General features: G+C 71.6%; 17 protein-coding genes and 1 pseudogene. 15 read left to right on the top strand and 3 right to left on the bottom strand.

Going from position 1 to position 16,691, the window contains the following annotated elements; translation table 11 throughout:
* The first annotated feature begins 13 nt into the window (after positions 1 to 13).
* From tnpA to ABFX46_RS13855, 10 genes and pseudogenes are all read left to right on the top strand, one after another.
* Positions 14 to 411 (top strand): annotated as a pseudogene (tnpA, locus tag ABFX46_RS13810) (IS200/IS605 family transposase).
* A 12-nt stretch (positions 412 to 423) separates the two neighbouring features.
* Positions 424 to 1,662 (top strand): RNA-guided endonuclease InsQ/TnpB family protein, encoded by a 1,239-nt coding sequence (locus ABFX46_RS13815; protein ID WP_346042388.1) that lies wholly within the window; start codon positions 424 to 426, stop codon positions 1,660 to 1,662.
* A 35-nt stretch (positions 1,663 to 1,697) separates the two neighbouring features.
* Positions 1,698 to 2,837 (top strand): DNA polymerase III subunit delta', encoded by a 1,140-nt coding sequence (locus ABFX46_RS13820; protein ID WP_346042389.1) that lies wholly within the window; start codon positions 1,698 to 1,700, stop codon positions 2,835 to 2,837.
* A 233-nt stretch (positions 2,838 to 3,070) separates the two neighbouring features.
* Positions 3,071 to 4,666, top strand: a complete 1,596-nt coding sequence (locus tag ABFX46_RS13825; protein ID WP_346042390.1) for a S8 family peptidase — start codon at positions 3,071 to 3,073, stop codon at positions 4,664 to 4,666.
* Between the two features lie 117 nt (positions 4,667 to 4,783).
* Positions 4,784 to 5,338 carry a SigE family RNA polymerase sigma factor gene (locus tag ABFX46_RS13830; RefSeq protein WP_346042392.1) on the top strand — a complete coding sequence of 185 codons (555 nt, stop codon included), beginning with the start codon at positions 4,784 to 4,786 and terminating at the stop codon, positions 5,336 to 5,338.
* Positions 5,335 to 5,937, top strand: a complete 603-nt coding sequence (locus ABFX46_RS13835) for a permease-like cell division protein FtsX (protein ID WP_346042393.1) — start codon at positions 5,335 to 5,337, stop codon at positions 5,935 to 5,937. Before ABFX46_RS13830 ends, ABFX46_RS13835 begins: the two co-directional genes overlap by 4 nt.
* A 19-nt stretch (positions 5,938 to 5,956) precedes the next feature.
* Entirely contained in the window at positions 5,957 to 6,436 is a 480-nt protein-coding gene (locus ABFX46_RS13840) for a low molecular weight protein-tyrosine-phosphatase (protein ID WP_346042394.1), read from the top strand.
* A complete protein-coding gene (locus tag ABFX46_RS13845) occupies positions 6,437 to 7,279 on the top strand; it encodes a fructosamine kinase family protein (protein WP_346042395.1) in 843 nt (280 codons plus the stop codon).
* A 151-nt stretch (positions 7,280 to 7,430) separates the two neighbouring features.
* A complete protein-coding gene (locus ABFX46_RS13850; protein WP_346042397.1) occupies positions 7,431 to 8,417 on the top strand; it encodes a hypothetical protein in 987 nt (328 codons plus the stop codon).
* Positions 8,418 to 8,481: 64 nt separating this feature from the next.
* A complete protein-coding gene (locus ABFX46_RS13855; RefSeq protein ID WP_346042708.1) occupies positions 8,482 to 9,303 on the top strand; it encodes a PSP1 domain-containing protein in 822 nt (273 codons plus the stop codon).
* Between the two features lie 2 nt (positions 9,304 to 9,305).
* On the opposite strand, the gene nhaA is transcribed toward ABFX46_RS13855, so the two are convergent.
* The gene (gene nhaA / locus ABFX46_RS13860) at positions 9,306 to 11,195 is read right to left on the bottom strand and encodes a Na+/H+ antiporter NhaA (protein WP_346042398.1); all 1,890 of its coding nucleotides are present in this window, start codon (positions 11,193 to 11,195) and stop codon (positions 9,306 to 9,308) included.
* A gap of 246 nt (positions 11,196 to 11,441) precedes the next feature.
* On the opposite strand from nhaA, the gene ABFX46_RS13865 reads away from it, so the two are divergent.
* Both ABFX46_RS13865 and ABFX46_RS13870 read left to right on the top strand, forming a co-directional pair.
* The gene (locus ABFX46_RS13865; RefSeq protein WP_346042399.1) at positions 11,442 to 12,089 is read left to right on the top strand and encodes a S1 family peptidase; all 648 of its coding nucleotides are present in this window, start codon (positions 11,442 to 11,444) and stop codon (positions 12,087 to 12,089) included.
* Positions 12,090 to 12,155: 66 nt separating this feature from the next.
* Positions 12,156 to 12,707 carry a hypothetical protein gene (locus ABFX46_RS13870; RefSeq protein WP_346042401.1) on the top strand — a complete coding sequence of 184 codons (552 nt, stop codon included), beginning with the start codon at positions 12,156 to 12,158 and terminating at the stop codon, positions 12,705 to 12,707.
* Here the strand turns inward: ABFX46_RS13870 and ABFX46_RS13875 are convergent.
* Complete coding sequence (locus ABFX46_RS13875) at positions 12,691 to 14,034, bottom strand: MFS transporter (RefSeq protein WP_346042402.1); 1,344 nt, start codon at positions 14,032 to 14,034, stop codon at positions 12,691 to 12,693. The two genes, ABFX46_RS13870 and ABFX46_RS13875, sit on opposite strands and share 17 nt — an antisense overlap.
* A 168-nt stretch (positions 14,035 to 14,202) precedes the next feature.
* Positions 14,203 to 14,457 carry a GntR family transcriptional regulator gene (locus ABFX46_RS13880; protein WP_346042404.1) on the bottom strand — a complete coding sequence of 85 codons (255 nt, stop codon included), beginning with the start codon at positions 14,455 to 14,457 and terminating at the stop codon, positions 14,203 to 14,205.
* A 227-nt stretch (positions 14,458 to 14,684) separates the two neighbouring features.
* Here ABFX46_RS13880 and ABFX46_RS13885 point away from each other — a divergent pair, with 227 nt between their 5' ends.
* The 3 genes from ABFX46_RS13885 to ABFX46_RS13895 all read left to right on the top strand — a co-directional run bounded on the left by ABFX46_RS13885 (position 14,685) and on the right by ABFX46_RS13895 (position 16,683).
* Complete coding sequence (locus ABFX46_RS13885) at positions 14,685 to 14,870, top strand: hypothetical protein (protein ID WP_346042405.1); 186 nt, start codon at positions 14,685 to 14,687, stop codon at positions 14,868 to 14,870.
* 213 nt (positions 14,871 to 15,083) lie between these two features.
* Entirely contained in the window at positions 15,084 to 15,692 is a 609-nt protein-coding gene (locus tag ABFX46_RS13890) for an RNA polymerase sigma factor (protein WP_346042406.1), read from the top strand.
* Positions 15,685 to 16,683 (top strand): CU044_5270 family protein, encoded by a 999-nt coding sequence (locus ABFX46_RS13895; protein WP_346042408.1) that lies wholly within the window; start codon positions 15,685 to 15,687, stop codon positions 16,681 to 16,683. Before ABFX46_RS13890 ends, ABFX46_RS13895 begins: the two co-directional genes overlap by 8 nt.
* Positions 16,684 to 16,691: the final 8 nt, after the last annotated feature.

A 16,691-nucleotide genomic window follows, 5' to 3' on the forward strand; every position in this document is an offset into this window, starting at 1 on the left:
GTATAGATATTCCGTGGCAGTCACCCTGCGCTCGAACAGCAACATCACGTTCCAGTGCGCCTTTCACGTGGTGTGGTGTCCGAAGTACCGGCGCCGCGTGCTGGGCGGACCGATCGAGGCACGGCTGAAGGAGATCGTCCGGGAGGTCGTGGACGAGAAGGGTGCGTGGCTGGTCGAGGTGGAGGTCAAGCCGGACCACGTTCATCTCCTGGTGGAGGTCGACCCGCAATTGGGTGTGCACCGGCTCGTGAAGGCGATCAAGGGGCGTTCCTCCCGCGTGCTGCGGGAGGAGTTCCTGCGCTGAAGTCGCGCCTGCCCACGCTGTGGACCAATAGCTACTTCGTGGCCACCGTCGGCGGCGCACCGCTGGAGGTCGTGAAGAAGTACGTCGAGAACCAGAAGAACGTCTGAGAGAGGGGGCCCGTGCTGACCGGTCGCAGGTACCGCCTCTGCCTCACGGCTGAACAGGCCGAGATGGCGGAGGAGTTCGGTAACATCTGCCGGTCGGTGTGGAACACCGCCTTGGAGCAGCGTCGGGAGTACCGGCGTCGCGGGGCGTGGATGAACTACGTCCCGCAGGCCGCCGAACTCGCCGACGCCAAGCGCGAGCACGAGTGGCTGCGCGCCGCCCCCTCGCACGTTCTCCAGCAGACCCTGAAGGACCTCGACAAGGCATGCCGGACCCACGGCACGTTCAAGGTCCGCTGGCGCTCCAAGGCCCGCTGGAACCTCTCGTTCAGGTTCCCAGCTGGGAACCTCATCACAGTCGAGCGGCTGAACCGCAAGTGGGGCCGCGCGAAGCTGCCCAAGCTGGGCTGGGTCGCCTTCCGCTGGTCCCGCCACCCGAGTGGCCAGATCCGGTCCGCCACTGTTTCACGCAAGGCCGGGCACTGGTACATCTCCTTCCTCGTCGAGGACGGAGTCCTCACCCCCGAGCACCACGCGGGCACGCCTGTCGGCATCGACCGGGGCGTTGTCGTCGCGGCGACCACGAGCACCGGCGACTTCCATGACCGAGAGTTCACCACCAGCGGGGAGAAGACCCGATACCGGCGCCTTCAGCAGCGCCTCGCCCGCTCGAGGAAGGGCTCGGCGAACCGTCGCAAGACCCTGGCGGCGATGAACCGGATCATGGGCCGTGTCACCGACCGGCGCGCCGACTTCACGGCGCAGACCGGGAACCGGCTCACCGCCCGCCACAGCGTGGTGGTGCTGGAAGACCTCCGCACGAAGAACATGACGGCCTCCGCCAAGGGCACCAGGGCCGAGTCCGGCCGCAACGTCCGTCAGAAGGCCGGACTGAACCGGGCCATCCTCGACAAGGGCTGGCACCGCCTGGAGTTGGCCATCCGTAACGCGGCACGCTCGACCGGAACCCGCGTGGTCCTGGTCAACCCCGCATACACGTCCCAGACGTGCAACCGGTGCGGGCACGTGGACGCGAAGAACCGTGAGAGCCAAACGGTCTTCGTGTGCACGGCCTGCGGCCACCGGGACCACGCCGATGTGAACGCGGCGAAGAACATCCTCAGCGCCGCAGGGCATGCGGCGCCAGCCTGTGGAGACCTCGCCGCTGGGCGGTCTGTGAAGCAGGAACCAGCGGCCCCGCGAGGGGTACCGCACCAACTGGCTTTCGAGCTGGTCGGAATCCCCCGGCATTAGCCGTGGGAGGAAGTCAACCGCGTAGCCTTTATTCCATGAGCGTGTGGGACGACCTGGTCGGGCAGGGGCCCGTTGTCGAGCAGTTGTCGTCGGCCGCCGAGGGGACGAGCGGCCTGGCGCACGCGTGGCTGTTCACCGGGCCCCCGGGCTCCGGGCGCGTGACTGCCGCGCGTTCGTTCGCCGCTGCGCTGCAGTGCGAGGAAACGCCGCGCGGGTGTGGACACTGCGCTTCGTGCCATCAAGTTCTTCAAGGAACGCACGCGGATGTGGCGGTCGTGCGCCCCCAGGGCTTGTCGTTCGGAGTAGGCGAAGCACGAGAGTTGGTCCTCAGTTCGGCGTCGCGTCCGACTGGTGGGCGGTGGCAGATCGTGCTCTTCGAGGAGGCCGAACGGGCGACGGAGCGGGCGGCCAACGCGCTGCTGAAGGCCATTGAGGAACCGGCACCGCAGACGATCTGGCTGCTGTGCACGCCATCGCCGGAGGACCTGCTCGTGACCATTCGTTCGCGCTGCCGTCAGGTGATGCTGCGGACGCCACCGACAGCGGCCATCTCCGAATTCCTCGTTCAGCGTGACGGTGTCGACAGGGAGACCGCCGAGGTGGTGGCGCGAGCGTCGCAGGGGCACATCAGCCGGGCGCGGAGTCTTGCGACCGACGCCGAGGAATGGCGGCGCCGGGGCGCTGTGGTCGAGATACCTCGCAGGCTCACGGGTGTTGCGTCGGCGGTGGTTGCGGCAGAGAAGCTCTACCAGGCGGTGAAGGCCGAGGCGAAGGCGCGGACGACGGAGCTGGACGAGGCGGAGACCTCCGAATTGCGGCATGCGCTGGGCGAGAATGCCAAGGGCCGGATGCCGAGAGGGACGGTCGGCGCGCTGAAAGACTTGGAGAAGCGGCAGAAGTCACGCGCCACGCGCTCGGAGCGCGATGCATTCGACCGGAGGTTGCTCGACCTGGCGTCCTACTACCGGGACGTGTTGAGGCTGCAGCTCGGTGCAGGCAATGACCTCTTCAACGTCGACCTGGAGCCGGAGCTCCGGACGGCTGCACGGAACGGACGACCAGAGGACACCGTTCGCCGTCTGAATGCGATCATGCAGTGCCGGGAGCGGGTGGCGGCGAACGTCCATCCGCAGATTGCGTTCGAGTCGCTCACGCTCGCGCTCCGCACCGGCTGATCGATGGGCCCTTACAAGAGATCTACCCTTTCGTTACTTAACCGTACGCAACTCTCAACTGCCGCACACGTACCTTCGCCTGGTTTACCCCCATATCCCGGGCTAGCTCCCCCACGGCCAGGAGGTCAGCTTTGCGGCGAGCCTTGATTTCCGCCGCGTGCGCCGTCGCCACCATGGCGGCGCTCGCGGTCCCAGCGTCAGCGGAACCGAAACCAGCGCAGGCGAAGGGTGAAGTGTCGGAGTACGTGGTCCTCTACAAGGAGCGCGTGCCCCTCGGCTGGGCCCACCGCGCGGTCCGCGAGGCCGGCGGCAAGATCGTCCACGAGAACCGCGACGTGGGAGTCGCGACCGTCCGCTCGGACAACCCCGAGTTCATCCACGCGGTGATGAAGGAGCGGGCGCTGGAGGGCGTCGCGCACAACCGGGTCATCGGCGAGGCGCCGAAGACCAAGAAGCAGAAGGCCGCGAAGGTCGAGCGGATGACCGGCTCCAAGAGCACGGTCTCGCTCGCGGGCGTCCCGTCCAAGAACGAGGAGCCGCTCGCCGACCTGCAGTGGGACATGAAGCAGATCCACGCGACGGCGAACGGCTCGTACAAGAAGGAGCCGGGCGACAAGCGCGTGCTGGTCGGCGTCCTCGACACCGGGGTGGACGGCGACCACCCGGACATCAAGCCGAACTTCAACCGCAAGCTGAGCCGGAACTTCACCCACGACATCCCGACGGACGCCAACGGCAACGAGGTCGACGGCCCCTGCGAGTTCGCGTCGTGCGTCGACCCCGTCGACTGGGACGACAACGACCACGGCACGCACGTCGCGTCCACCATCGCCTCGCCCCGCAACGGGCTCGGCATGGCGGGCGTCGCGCCGAACGTCTCGATCGTCAACCTGCGCGTCGGCCAGGACTCCGGCTACTTCTTCCTGCAGCCCACCGTGGACGGCCTGACCTACGCGGCCAAGAACGGCATCGACGTCGTCAACATGAGCTACTACGTCGACCCGTGGCTGTGGAACTGCGGCAACAACCCGGCCGACAGCCCCGAGGACCAGCTCGAGCAGCGCACCATCATCAAGGCGACGCAGCGCGCGCTGGACTTCGCGCACGACCGCGGCGTCACGCTGATCTCCGCGGCCGGCAACGACTTCGTCGACTACACCAAGACCAACGAGGACACCAGCAGCCCCGACTTCCCGTCGACGCCGGGTGAGGCGCCGCACGACCGGACGGTCCCGGCGAGCTGCGTGTCGATGCCGTCCGAGGGCGAGCACGTCATCCCGATCTCGGCGACCGGCCCGTCCACCCGCAAGTCGTACTACAGCAGCTTCGGCAACGGGTACGTCGCCGTGGCGGCGCCCGGCGGCGACAAGGTCGACAACGCCGACCAGCGTGCGGACGACAAGGGCGGCATCTGGGCGGCCTACCCCGAGCGGCTCGCGAAGGCCCGCGGGGAGCTGAACGCCGACGGCACGCCGAAGGTGCCGTACATCATCCGCAGCTGCAAGGGCGACGACTGCGCCTACTACCAGTCGATCCAGGGCACGTCGATGGCGTCGCCGCACGCGGTCGGCGTCGCCGCGCTGATCGTCAGCAAGTACGGGCACCGGGACCGCCAGGGCGGCCTCACCCTCAGCCCGGACTACGTGGAGCGCGTGCTGCGCGGCACGGCGACCGCCAAGGAATGCCCGAACCCGCGGACCTTCGAGTACGTCTGGTACACGTCGGCGGGCAAGCAGACGTCGACGCAGACGTGCGAGGGCTCCAAGGAGCAGAACGGCTTCTTCGGCAACGGCATCGTGGACGCGCTGAACGCGGTCAGCCACCGCTGATCCCGCCGCTCGACCCACCCCAGGGCACGACCCCCGGCTCCGGCCGGGGGTCGTGTTCTTTCTTGGGGAGTTTCCGCGCCGGAAGCAACCGGAGGGGCGCGGCGGCGTCTCTGGGACATGGATAGTGAAACGGTGCTCGCCGAACGGGACGGCCCTGCGGACGGAACGCCCGGCGACGCGACTCCCGGCGACGCGACGGCCGCGGTCACCGACCTCTACCGGGGGCATGCGCTCGGGCTGACGCGCCTCGCCCTGGTGATGGTCGGCGACCGCGGGACGGCCGAGGACGTCGTCCAGGAGGCGTTCGCGGGCCTGTACCGGCGCTGGCCCCGGCTGCGCGACCGCGAGCGCGCGCTGACGTACGTCCGCTCGGCGGTGCTGAACGGGTCGCGGACGGCGCTGCGGTGGCGCCGGAGGCCGTTCCGGACCGTCCACGAGGCGCCCGTCTGGTCCGCCGAGGCGGCGGCGATGGTCGGGGAGGAGCGGCGCGAGGTCATGGAGGCGCTGCACCGCCTCCCGGCCCGGCAGCGGGAGGCGCTGGTGCTGCGCTACTTCTGCGACCTGTCCGCCGAGGAGATCGCCGACGCCATGGGGGTCAGCCCCGGCACCGTCAAGTCGACCACGTCCCGGGCGATCGCCGCGCTGGGCCGGATTCTGGGGAGCGGGGAATGAACGCCACCGAAGAGCGTCTCAGGGACGCGCTGAAGACCGTCGGCGACACCGTCGGCCCCGCGGACGTCCCGGCGCCGAGGTTCACCACGCGGCGCCGGAGGCTGCCGCGCCCGGTACTGGCGACCGCAGCCGTGGCCGCGACCGCAGCCGTGGTCGCGGGGGGAGCGGCGCTGGGCGGCGCCTTCTCACCGGACGGCAGGATCGCCCCGCTCGCCTCGCCCCTGGCGCCCTCTCCGTCGACGGCGCCTTCACCGTCCGGCTCCACGGGGCCGAAGGTCGCGGTGTTCCTCTGCCTGAAGACGTCGGCGAACCCGTCCTGCGACCGCAAGGACGCGACCGACGTCCAGAAGCGCGCGATCCGGACCCGCCTGGAGGAGCTCCCGCAGGTCCGTGCCGTCGGGTTCGAGAACACGCGGGAGGCGCGCGAGCGCTTCGAGACGCGCTTCAAGAACTCTCCCGAGGTGAGCCGGATGCTGAAGAACGGCGATATCCCGGATGCGTTCAGAGTCACCCTCGTCCCCGGCGGGGACACCACCGCGGTGGCGAAGGAGATGCTGGGCAGGCCCGGCGTGGACACCGTCATCGTTGAAGGGCGCTGACCTCGGGCATGATGGGGCCATGTCGTACCGCGTCACGTTCGTCTGCACCGGCAACATCTGCCGCTCACCGATGGCCGAATGGGTCCTGCGCCACCACGTCGAGGAGGAGGGGCTGGACGTCGAGGTCGACAGCTCCGGCACCGGCGGCTGGCACGCGGGCGACGACGCCGACGAGCGGACGATCGCGACGCTGCGGCGGGCCGGGTACCGGTCGGCGCACATCGCGCGGCAGTTCGACCCGTCCTGGTTCGGCCGGTACGACCTGATCCTGGCGCTGGACGAGGGGCATCTGCGGGCGCTGCGCTCGATGGCGCCGGACGAGGGGGCGCGCGGCCGGATCAGGCTGCTGCGCGAGTTCGACCCGGACGCCGGCGGCGACCTCGACGTCCCCGACCCGTACTACGGCGGGCGCGCCGACTTCGACCTCGTCCTGGAGCAGGTGGAGGCGGCGATGCCCGGCCTCCTGGAGGAGATCCGCGCCGCGCTCAAGGAGCGCTGAGTGCGCGACCGGCTGGCCGAGCTCCTCGGAACCGGGGTCGCGAGCGTGCGCGACCTCGGTTCCAGCCATGCCTGGACGCTGCACAGGGCGTCCCTGGCCGACGGCCGCGAGGTGTTCGTCAAGGCGGCCGCCGACCAGGCCGGAGTGTTCGCCGCCGAGGCCGCGGGCCTGCGCTGGCTGGGCGAGGCGGGGCCTGCGGCGCCCGTCCCGGACGTGCTCGCCGCCGACGACCGCATGCTCGTCCTGCCGTGGCTGCCGTCGTCCGCCCCGACCGCGGAGGCCGCCGAACGGCTCGGCCGCGAGCTGGCCGCACTGCACACCGGCGACCGCCCGGACGCCTACGGCGCGCCCTGGGACGGCTTCATCGCCGACCTCCCGCTCGACAACACGCCGGACGACCGCGGCTGGCCGCAGTGGTACGCCGAACGCCGCCTCGAACCGTTCCTCCGCCTCGGCGCCCGGCACCTGTCGTCCGGCGACGTCCGGCTGATCGAGCGCGTCATGGCCGGCATCGAGGACCTCGCCGGGCCGCCCGAGCCGCCGTCCCGGATCCACGGCGACCTGTGGTCCGGCAACGTCCAGTGGACGGACGGCCGGGCGCTCCTCATCGACCCGGCCGCCCACGGCGGGCACCGCGAGACGGACCTGGCCATGATGGCCCTCTTCGGGACACCGCACCTCGAAACCGTTCTGGCCTCCTACGACGAGGCGGCGCCGCTGGCGGACGGCCGGCGGTCCCGCGTCCCGCTGCACCAGCTGCACCCGCTCCTCGTGCACGTGGCCCTGTTCGGCGCCTCCTACCGAGCGTCCCTGGTCGACGCCGCCCGCGCCGCCCTCGGCTGACGGCCTCCCCGAAGGCGCGCGCGGCCCCTACGATGAGCCCGCGGCTCGCGACTTCGCTTCGATGCGATAACTCCGCATTTCTGGGCGTATGCGGCGCCGTACATGAGGTAGAAACGACGGAGCGTTGGAGAGGCAGGTGCGCGGCGAACCCATGGCAGACGGCAGGCGCGAGGACCGGGGGACCCGGCTCGGCTCATGGAAGGGCCTGATCCCGCTCACCGTGGCCGCGGCCGCGGCGCTGTGCATCGGCGGCGGCGTGGACATGGTGCACCGCCACCAGCAGGGGGGCGGGGACGACGAGCGCGAGGCGAAGCCGGCCGCGAAGGCGGAGCAGACCGACCCCCGGTTCGTCGTCGGGGTCACCGCCGGGGGAGCGGCCCTGGTCGTCCGCGACGTCCACACCGGTGCCGACGTCGGGCTGCCGGTGGCCCCGCCCGAGGGGCGCCGCTTCCAGCGCGTCGCCGCCGTGAAGGACGACGGCTCGTTCATCGTCGCGTCCTACGGCGACCGCAAGGTCACCTTCCAGCGCCTCCAGTTGGACGACGACGGGGCCCCGCAAGACCTCAAGGACGTCCCGGAGGCCGTCGTCCCCGGAGCCTCCACGGCCTGGTCGGACATCGCCGTCACCGAAGACCACATCGCCTACGTCACCTACGCGGGCAAACGCAGCCGCGTGGACGTCCTGACCCTCAGCTCGGGCGCCCGCAAGACCTGGACGACGAAATCCCCCGGCCGCGTCGACAGCCTCTCCTGGTCGGGCACGACCCTCTCCTTCGTCTGGACGCCGGTCGGCTCGGCCAAACACCAGCTGCGCACCATCGACACCAGCGGCGCCGCAGGCGACCTCAAGCTCAGCAAGGCCGTCATGACGCTGCCCAAGGGCAGCTCGCACGCCGTCCTGACGCGCAATGGCAAGCAGGCGGTGGTCGGCACGGTCGCCAAGGCCCAGCTGACCGTCCAGACCTTCGCGCTCACGGGCGAGCCCGCGAAGATCCTGTGGCGCCAGAAGGTGACGGGCCCGCTCACCGGCCTCGACATCGCCCACACCGGCGGCGGCGTCCTGGCGGCCGCGGGCGACCTCTACACCAAGGACGTCCCGGCCGTCCCCGGAAAGGACCTCGCCGACGCCACCTGGTAGCGGACGTGCCACCGCGACTAACGTGGAGCACACGAAACCGGGCGAACGGAGCGAAACCGTGGGCATGGTGATGGCCGTCAGCTTCACTCGTTACGGCCGGCTCTACTACCTCGACCCGGGACCGCACACCCCGAAGGTCGGCGACAAGGTCCTCGTCCCGACCGACTCGGGGCCCGAGGTCGCCGAGTGCGTGTGGGCGCCGCAGTGGGTGTCGGAGGACATCGACGGCCTCCCCGAATGCGCCGGCCCCGCCACCGACGAGCACCTCGCCCGCGACGAGGCCAACCGGCGCCGCCGCGCCGAGGGCCGCTCCATCGCCAAGCGCCTCATCCGCAAGCACGAGCTCCCCATGAAGGTCATCGGCGTCGACTTCCTCGACGCCGACAACGTCTTCAAGATCTACTTCACCGCCCCGCACCGGGTCGACTTCCGCGCCCTCGTCCGCGACCTGGCCCGCGGCATCAAGGCCCGCGTCGAACTCCGCCAGGTCGGCCCCCGCGACGAGGCCCGCCTCCAGGGCGGCATCGGCCCCTGCGGCCGCGACCTGTGCTGCGCCACCTTCCTCAAGGACTTCGAGCCCGTCTCCGTCCGCATGGCGAAGGAGCAGGACCTCCCCGTCAACCCCCTCCGCATCGCCGGCGCCTGCGGCCGCCTGATGTGCTGCCTCAAGTACGAGCACCCGCTCTACATGGAGTTCAAGGAGAAGGCCCCGCGCCTGGGCTCCCGGGTGAGCACCCCCGAGGGCGAGGGCCAGGTGATCGGCTACAACGTCCCCGGCGACCGCGTCACGGTGAAGGTGGGCTCCCGCCGCTGCTCCTGCCCCTCCGCCTCAGTCTGCTCCCCCCGCCAACAACACGACGCCATGTACAACCCCGAGGACGACTGAGCTCAGGGGCGGAGGGCGGCGGATTTGCGGGCGGTTTTCACGGCGGCGGTCAGGTCGGCTATGTCGTAGGCGCCCATGTGGCGGCGGCCGTTGACGAAGAACGTCGGGGTGCCGGAGACGCCGCTCAGGTCGGCGGAGTCGACGTCCTCGGCGATGCGGTCGGTGCCGAGGCCGGTGCGCAGGTCCGCGCGGAAGCGGTCGACGTCGAGGCCCAGTTCGGCGGCGTAGCGGACGAGGTCCTTGGGCTGCAGCGCGTCCTGGCGCTGGAGGAGCAGGTCGTGCATCTCCCAGAAGGCGCCCTGCTCGGCGGCGGCCTCGGCGGCCTGCGCCGCCATCTGCGCCTGCGGGTGGACGTCGGTCAGCGGAAGGTGCCGCCACACGTACCGGACGTCCCCGTGCCCGGCGAGCAGTTCCCGGATGACGTCCTCGGCCTGGCCGCAGTAGGGGCATTCGAAGTCGCCGTACTCGACCACGGTGACCGGCGCGCGGGCCGGGCCGCGGATGTGGTCGCGCTCGGGATCGACCGGTGCGGCCAGGTCGATGATGGTCTCCGACGTCCCGAGCAGGGCGCGCAGTCTCGCCTTCGGGGGCAGCAGCCCGGTCAGCCGGACGACGACCCAGGTGACCGCCGTGGCGCACAGCGCGGCGGACAGGATGCCGATCTTCGCCTCGTCGAGCCGCGGGCCGGTGAAGGTGAGGGTCGCGATCAGCAGTGCCACCGTGAAGCCGATCCCGGCGATCGTGCCGCCGCCGCCGACCGCGGCCCATCCGACCGGCGGGCGCAGCCGTCCCCGGCTGAACTTCGTCACCAGCCAGGAGAAGCCGAGCAGCCCGATCGGCTTGCCGACGACGTAGCCGACCAGGATGCCGAGCGTGACCGGCGAGGTGAACGCGCGGCCGAGGACGCCGCCGCTGATGGTGATCCCGGCGTTGGCGAGCGCGAACAGCGGGACGATCACGTAGCTCGTCCACGGGTGGATCACCAGTTGGAGCCGCTCGTTCGGCGAGATCGCCGCGGCGACTCCCGTCCGCGCCGAGCGCGCGTACTCGGGGGTGGGCTGCTCACGGAAGAGGCGGAAGACCTCCGTGGCGCGCTCCAGGTCGGTGCGGGCGGCGGGATGCGCGTACGTCAGCAGCCCCATCGCCAGCCCGATGACGATCGGTTCCACGCCGGACGACTCCAGCGCCGCCCACGTGGCCACGCCCAAGATCAGGTAGACGCCGAACTGCCGGATTCCGGCGGCGCGGATCAGGACGATCACCGCGAAGATCCCGAGGGCCGCCAGCAGCGCGGGCGGCGAGACGTCCTCGCTGTAGAAGACGCCGATGACGGCGAGCGCGATGACGTCGTCCACGACGGTGGCGGTGAGCAGGTAGACGCGGAGCCGGGACGGGAAGCTGCGGCCGACCAGCGCGAGCACGCCGAGCGCGAACGCGGTGTCCGTCGACATCGCGATGCCCCAGCCGTGCGCGGTGGACCGCCCCGCGTTGAACGCCAGGTAGACGGCGACCGGGACCAGCATCCCGCCGAGGCCGGCGGCAAGCGGCAGCGCGACCCGCCGCCGGTCGCGCAGCTCGCCCATGTCGTACTCGCGGCGCGCCTCCAGCCCGACGACGAAGAAGAAGATCGTCATCAGGCCGCCGTTGACCCAGTCGCGCAGGTCCCGCGTGATGCCCGCGTCGCCGACCCGGACCGACGCCTTCGTCCCCCACATCCCCTCGTAGGAGGACGCGTCGATGTTCGCCCAGGCGAGCGCCGCGAGCGTCGCGGCCAGCAGGAACACGGCGCCGCCGGTCTCGGTGCGCAGGAACTCCCGCAGCGGCGTCCGCAGGCTCCGCGCCCACGCCGTGCGTCCGGCGAACGGGCCGGCCTCGTCCCGGCTTTCGGTCATCCTGGAATCCTCACCCGCCCCGGTTCCCGTCCGTCCCATGGACTGGTCCGGAGAACCCCGGCGGGGTCATGGTGATTCCGAGACCCCCTCCGACCTGTGCTGTTCGTGAATGTGACGGACGTTTCCCGCGAAACCTTGGCACCTTCGTCCCCTTGCCGGAGCGCGCCGTCCTACGCACCATTCCGGGGAGTCACCGTCCTGGGCTCCCACAGGAGGTACGTGATGCGCCGCTCCTTGACGATTGCCATGGCCGCCGCCGTTCTGGCCGTCCCCGTGCCCGCCGCCCACGCCGCACCCGTCCCGCGCGCCGCGCAGGCCGCGCCGAGCGGCGAGGGCGGGCAGCCGGTCTACGGGGCCAACGGCGCCCGCTGCACGCTCGGCTTCAACGTGCGCGCGAACGGCGCCTACTCCTTCCTCACGGCGGGCGGCTGCGCGCAGGCGGGCCTGACCCTGTACGCCGACCCGGCTCTGACCGTGGAACTCGGCACCGTCGCCGCCGTGACGAACGTCGCCGTCGGGCTCGTCCGGTACGTCGACCCGCAGGTGGAGAGGCCCGGCAGTGTGCGCCTCTATCCCGGCTCGCAGGACATCACGTCGGCGCGCAGCCCGGTCGTCGGCCAGTCGGTGTGCCGCAGCGGCCCCACCACCGGCGTCCGGTGCGGGACGGTGACGGCGGTCAACCAGACCGTCCGCTTCCCGGAGGGCACCATCACCGGCCTGGCCAGGACGAACATCTGCGTGGAGCCCGGCGACACCCCGGGAGCGCCGTACTTCTCGGGCACCACCGCGATCGGTCTCGGCATCGGGGGCTCAGGCACCTGCACCAGCGGCGGCACGTCCTTCTTCCAGCCGGTCACCGGCGTCCTCGCCGCCTTCGGTGTCGCGGTCTATTGACCGGACGGTCACCGAAGCGCCCGCCACCCCTTGGCCCGGTGCCGTGATCACCGTACATTCGGCGCAATGGAGGTGATCGGGATGGAACCCGGCGAGGTCTACGAGGTCCGCTACGGACCGACGCTGAAGAACACGGTCCTGATGATCGGCTCCGCGGTCCTGGCGCTCGGCTGCCTCCTGCCGGAGGTGCCCCTGCACATCCGCGTACCCGGCGTCCTGCTCTTCGGTACCGGAGTCGTGATCTTTCTCGCCATGACGTTCTCGCGCCAGGTCGCCTTCCGCGTCGACGCCGAGGGCATCACGGTGGCCGGCGGCCCGTTCCGGTACCGGGCGTCGCTGCTGTCCGTCCCGTGGACGGACGTGAAGGCCGTCGTCCTGTGGAGGCAGCAGGCCGCGCAGAACATTCCGTACGTGGGCGTCCTCCGGCACGAGGACCGCCCCGCCGACAAGCCGGTCGGCAAGGCGGGCCGCCTCCTCTACGGGGCGGTGGCCGGCGACGTCCCCGCCGAGGTCGCCAAGGCGAGCCGCCAGGTGAACGGCTGGCGCCTCGACCGCGACCGCCTGGCCGCCGCCGTGTCCCGCTTCGCCCCGGACGTCGAGATCATCGACCTCGGCTGAGCGGGCGCCGCGGGAGGAGTTGAGCCAGGGCCGCGGTGGCCGCGCAGAAGGCCATCACGGGGAGCAGGGACGCCTCGAAGGCGTCCGAGACGCCGCCCGTGGCCCCGTAGAAGACGATCCCGACCAGCGCGACGCCGAGCGCGTTGCCGACCTGCTGCGCGGTGGACAGGACCCCGGCGGCCGATCCGGCATGCCGGTCGGCGACCCCCGACAGGACCAGCGCGGACAGCGGCGCCAGCACGAACCCCATGCCCGCGCCGACGAGCACCAGACCCGGGATGAGCCATGCGATGCCGTGCCCCAGCGCGATGGTCAGCAGCAGGCACCCGGTCGCCTGCACGGCGGCGCCGAGGACGAGGACCTGCCGTCCGATGCGGGCCGCGATGGCCGTGGCACGGGTGGAGGCGGCGAAGTACCCGGCGCCGAGCGTGGTGAGCAGCAGGCCCGACTCCAGCGCACTGAGCCCGCGTCCCTGCTGGAGGTAGAGGGCGAGGTAGAGGAAGAAGGACGCCATGGCCAGCGTGTACACGAGGGCGAGGCCGCTGCCGACCCGGAAGGAGCGCTCGCGGAACAGGCCGGGCGCCACCAGCGGCGCACCGCCGCGCCGGTCGAGCCGGTACTGGTACGCCGCGAACACGGCCAGCAGGACGGCCGAGGCGCCGAGCGACTCCCACGTCCAGGCGGGCCAGCCCAGCCGGCGTCCCTCGATCAGCGGCAGGACGAGTGCGACGAGCCCCAGCGTGACCAGGACGGTTCCGGTGACGTCCAGACGGGTGCCCCGGGCGCGCGCCTGCGCCGGGACCGCCCGGCGGACCAGCGCCAGCGTCACCAGCCCGACCGGCACGTTGATCAGGAAGATGCTCCGCCACCCCGTGCCGAAGAGGTCGGCCTCGATCAGCGCACCGCCGATGAGCTGCCCGAACACGCCGCCGAGCCCGAGCGCCAGCCCGTAGGCGGTGAACGCCCGCGCCCGCCGCTCCCCGGCGAAGGCGCCGTTGATGATCCCGAGCACCTGCGGCATGAGCAGCGCCGCCGCGAGGCCCTGCGCGACCCGCGCCGTGATCAGCGAACCGGGCGACGGGGCGACCCCGCACGCCAGCGACGCGGCGGTGAACAGCGCGAGCCCGAGCGCGTACATCCGGCGGCGTCCGAGCAGGTCGCCGAGCCGTCCGCCGGTGATGAGCCCGCCGCCGAGCGCCAGCCCGAACCCGGCCACCACCCACTGGATCGCGGTGGCGCCGGCGCCCAGGCCGCGCTGGATGTCGGGAATCGCCACATTGACGATGAAGAAGTCGAGCGTGGTGATGAAGATGCCGGTGAGCAGCACCAGCAGCGTCCCCGTGGACGCGCCGCGCGGATGCGCGGCCTCCTCGCGCGCGCGCCGGCGGCCGGAATCGCGGTGTGCGACATGGTTCCCCCAGATCGTCGTCAGCCCAACGACGATCCCGCGCCCCCGCCACCGAAGGCGATAACGCCCGAGGTAATACCGCCGCCCCTACTCCCCGGCGCGGCTCTCATTCTGGTCGGCGACATACGACCCTTTGCCGCGCGTGGTGACGATCACGCCTTCTTCGCGGAGCATGGCGACGGCCTTGCGGATGGTGCCGCGAGCGAGGCCGAACTCCCCTTCGAGGGCGGTCTCGGACGGAATCGGGTCACCCGGCGCCAACGCGCCGGACTCGATGCGCCGGCGCAGGATGCTTGCCAGTTGCGCGTACTTCGGAACCGGCCCGTCAGTGATCTGGCCCATGATCACGACCATAGGCGGCCAGGTATGTCGCTACATAGACATGCCTATGCATGGACAGGCATGTACAAGTAACGTACTGTGACGGCATGACACCCCTCGGAAACGGGCGAGATGCCCCGCGAATCGATGGATGGAGCGTCCTTCTCAGTAAGGACGGGCGGTTGTGGACGGCGACTCGGCTCGGCGGGTTGTCGGCGGCGCAGTTGGAGTACGGGTGCCGGTTGCGCGTGAGCGCCTTCGTCTTCGGTGAGCTGGAGGTGCAGTGCGTCGCTGAGAACATCAAGGCGGGCATTGTGTGCGCGGCCGAACGGCTCGCCGTGCGGATGGCGGAGGCCGATCGGCGGCGCGCGATGGACGGACGTCGTGACGGCCGTCGAAACACTGCCGAGCGCGAGCCGGGGGTGGCGCTGTGACCGTGCTCGTCGCGGTGATGCTCCTCGGCGCCGTAGTGATGGCGGCAGGGTCCGCCGCAGTGCACGCGGCGGCGCGGCGACCGGCGTACCGGGGGAGGCACCGGGCCACGTGGTGATCCGGGCACCGACCCGCTGACCTGCGAGGAAGCGGATGCGGGGGTGCGGACAAAAGCCGGGTGACCGACACCGACGCTGCGAGAGGGACGAGATGACGTGGATGAGACCGCGGTGACCGCCGAGGTGTACCGGCTCAGTGACCGGGCGATCATCGAGAGGTCGCGCCGCGACCCGGAGGAGTTCGCCGCCCTGTACGACCGGCACGCTCCGGCGATCCACCGGTACCTCGCCCGGCGGCTCGGCCGCGACCTGGCCGACGACCTGATGGCCGAGACGTTCCTGCACGCGTTCGGGCAGCGCGACCGGTACGACCCCGAGCGGCTGAACGCGCTGCCCTGGCTGTACGGGATCGCCACCAACCTGATCGGCCGGCACCGGCGCCGCGAGGTGCGGTTCTGGCGGGCCGTGGCCCGCACCGGGGCCGACCCCGCCACGGGCTCCGCCGACGAGGGTGTGGCGGACCGGCTCGCCGCCGAGGGCGTCCGGCCGAGGCTGGCGGACGCGTTGAGCCGGCTGAACCGGGGGCAGCGGGACGTCCTGCTGCTGACCGCGTCCGGCGACCTGTCCCCGGCCGAGATCGGCGCGGCCCTCGGCATCGCCACCGGCACCGTCCATTCCCGCCTCAGCCGGGCCCGCGCCGCGATGCGCGCGGCGCTGGGCGGGATCGACCCCCTGGACATGAGAGAGGAACACCACGATGGGTGAGCTCCAGCAGATGTACGACGAGGTGCCGCCGCCCAGCCCGGTCGTCCTGGCCGAGGGCAGGTCGCGGCTGACGACCCTCGCCCGGGACGGCGGCCGCCGCCGCTCGCGGCGCCCGGCGCTCCCCGGCCTGCTGGCGGCCGGTCTGGCCGGCGCGGTGGCCGCGGGGGTCGCCGTGGCGGTCGCGGTCCAGAGCCCGGACGGCGGTTCAGGGCGGATGCAGACGGTCAGCGCCCACGAGGTGCTCACGAAGGCCGCCGCCGACGCCCGCAGCAGGCCCGAGTTGAGCCCGCGTCCCGGCCAGTACCTTCACGTCCGGTCCGCCGTTGCGTGGGGGCCGGGCAAGGTTGGGAAGGGCCGGCCGGCGGGCAAGGAGACCCGCGATTCCTGGGTGTCGGTGGACGGCTCCAAGCCGGGACTCCTGCGCGCCCCCTGCCGCACGCGTCCGGCGAAGATCTGCTCCACCCCGATCCCCATCGAGGACGAGAGCGCGGCCGTGCCCCGGCCGGGCAGCTACCAGTGGATGGTGCGTGAACTACCGGGGCTGATGCGGGACTGGAGGACGCAGACCGGCCCCTTCACGCCCGGCACCGCGCACACACCCGGCGCCGTCGCCACCCCGCCGACCACTGGCACGCCGTTCGGTGAGTGGAGCTGGTACGGGATGGGCGAGATCTTGGAGGGCTACCTTCCGCCGGGGCTGCGCGCCCAGGTCTTCGAGTTCCTCAGCGACGTCCCGGCGGTCAAGGTGGACGAGCAGGCGACCGACGCTCTCGGCCATCCCGCCGTCGCTCTGTCCTTGAAGTCCGAGGGCGCCCGGCTGGCGCTGCTCTTCGACCGCTCCACCTACCGGTATCTGGGCAGCCACTACGTCGACCTGGCGCCCCGGCCGCAGGGCATGGACCCGACCGGCGAGCCCGACAGCGCGACAGGCGAGGAGAAGGTCACGGTCCTGCGGGTCACGGTGGAGGACCGCCTTCCTGCTCGCTCCTGACCCGGGCC

The sequence above is a fragment of the Actinomadura chokoriensis genome, assembly GCF_039529475.1.
GTDB lineage: Bacteria > Actinomycetota > Actinomycetes > Streptosporangiales > Streptosporangiaceae > Spirillospora > Spirillospora bangladeshensis.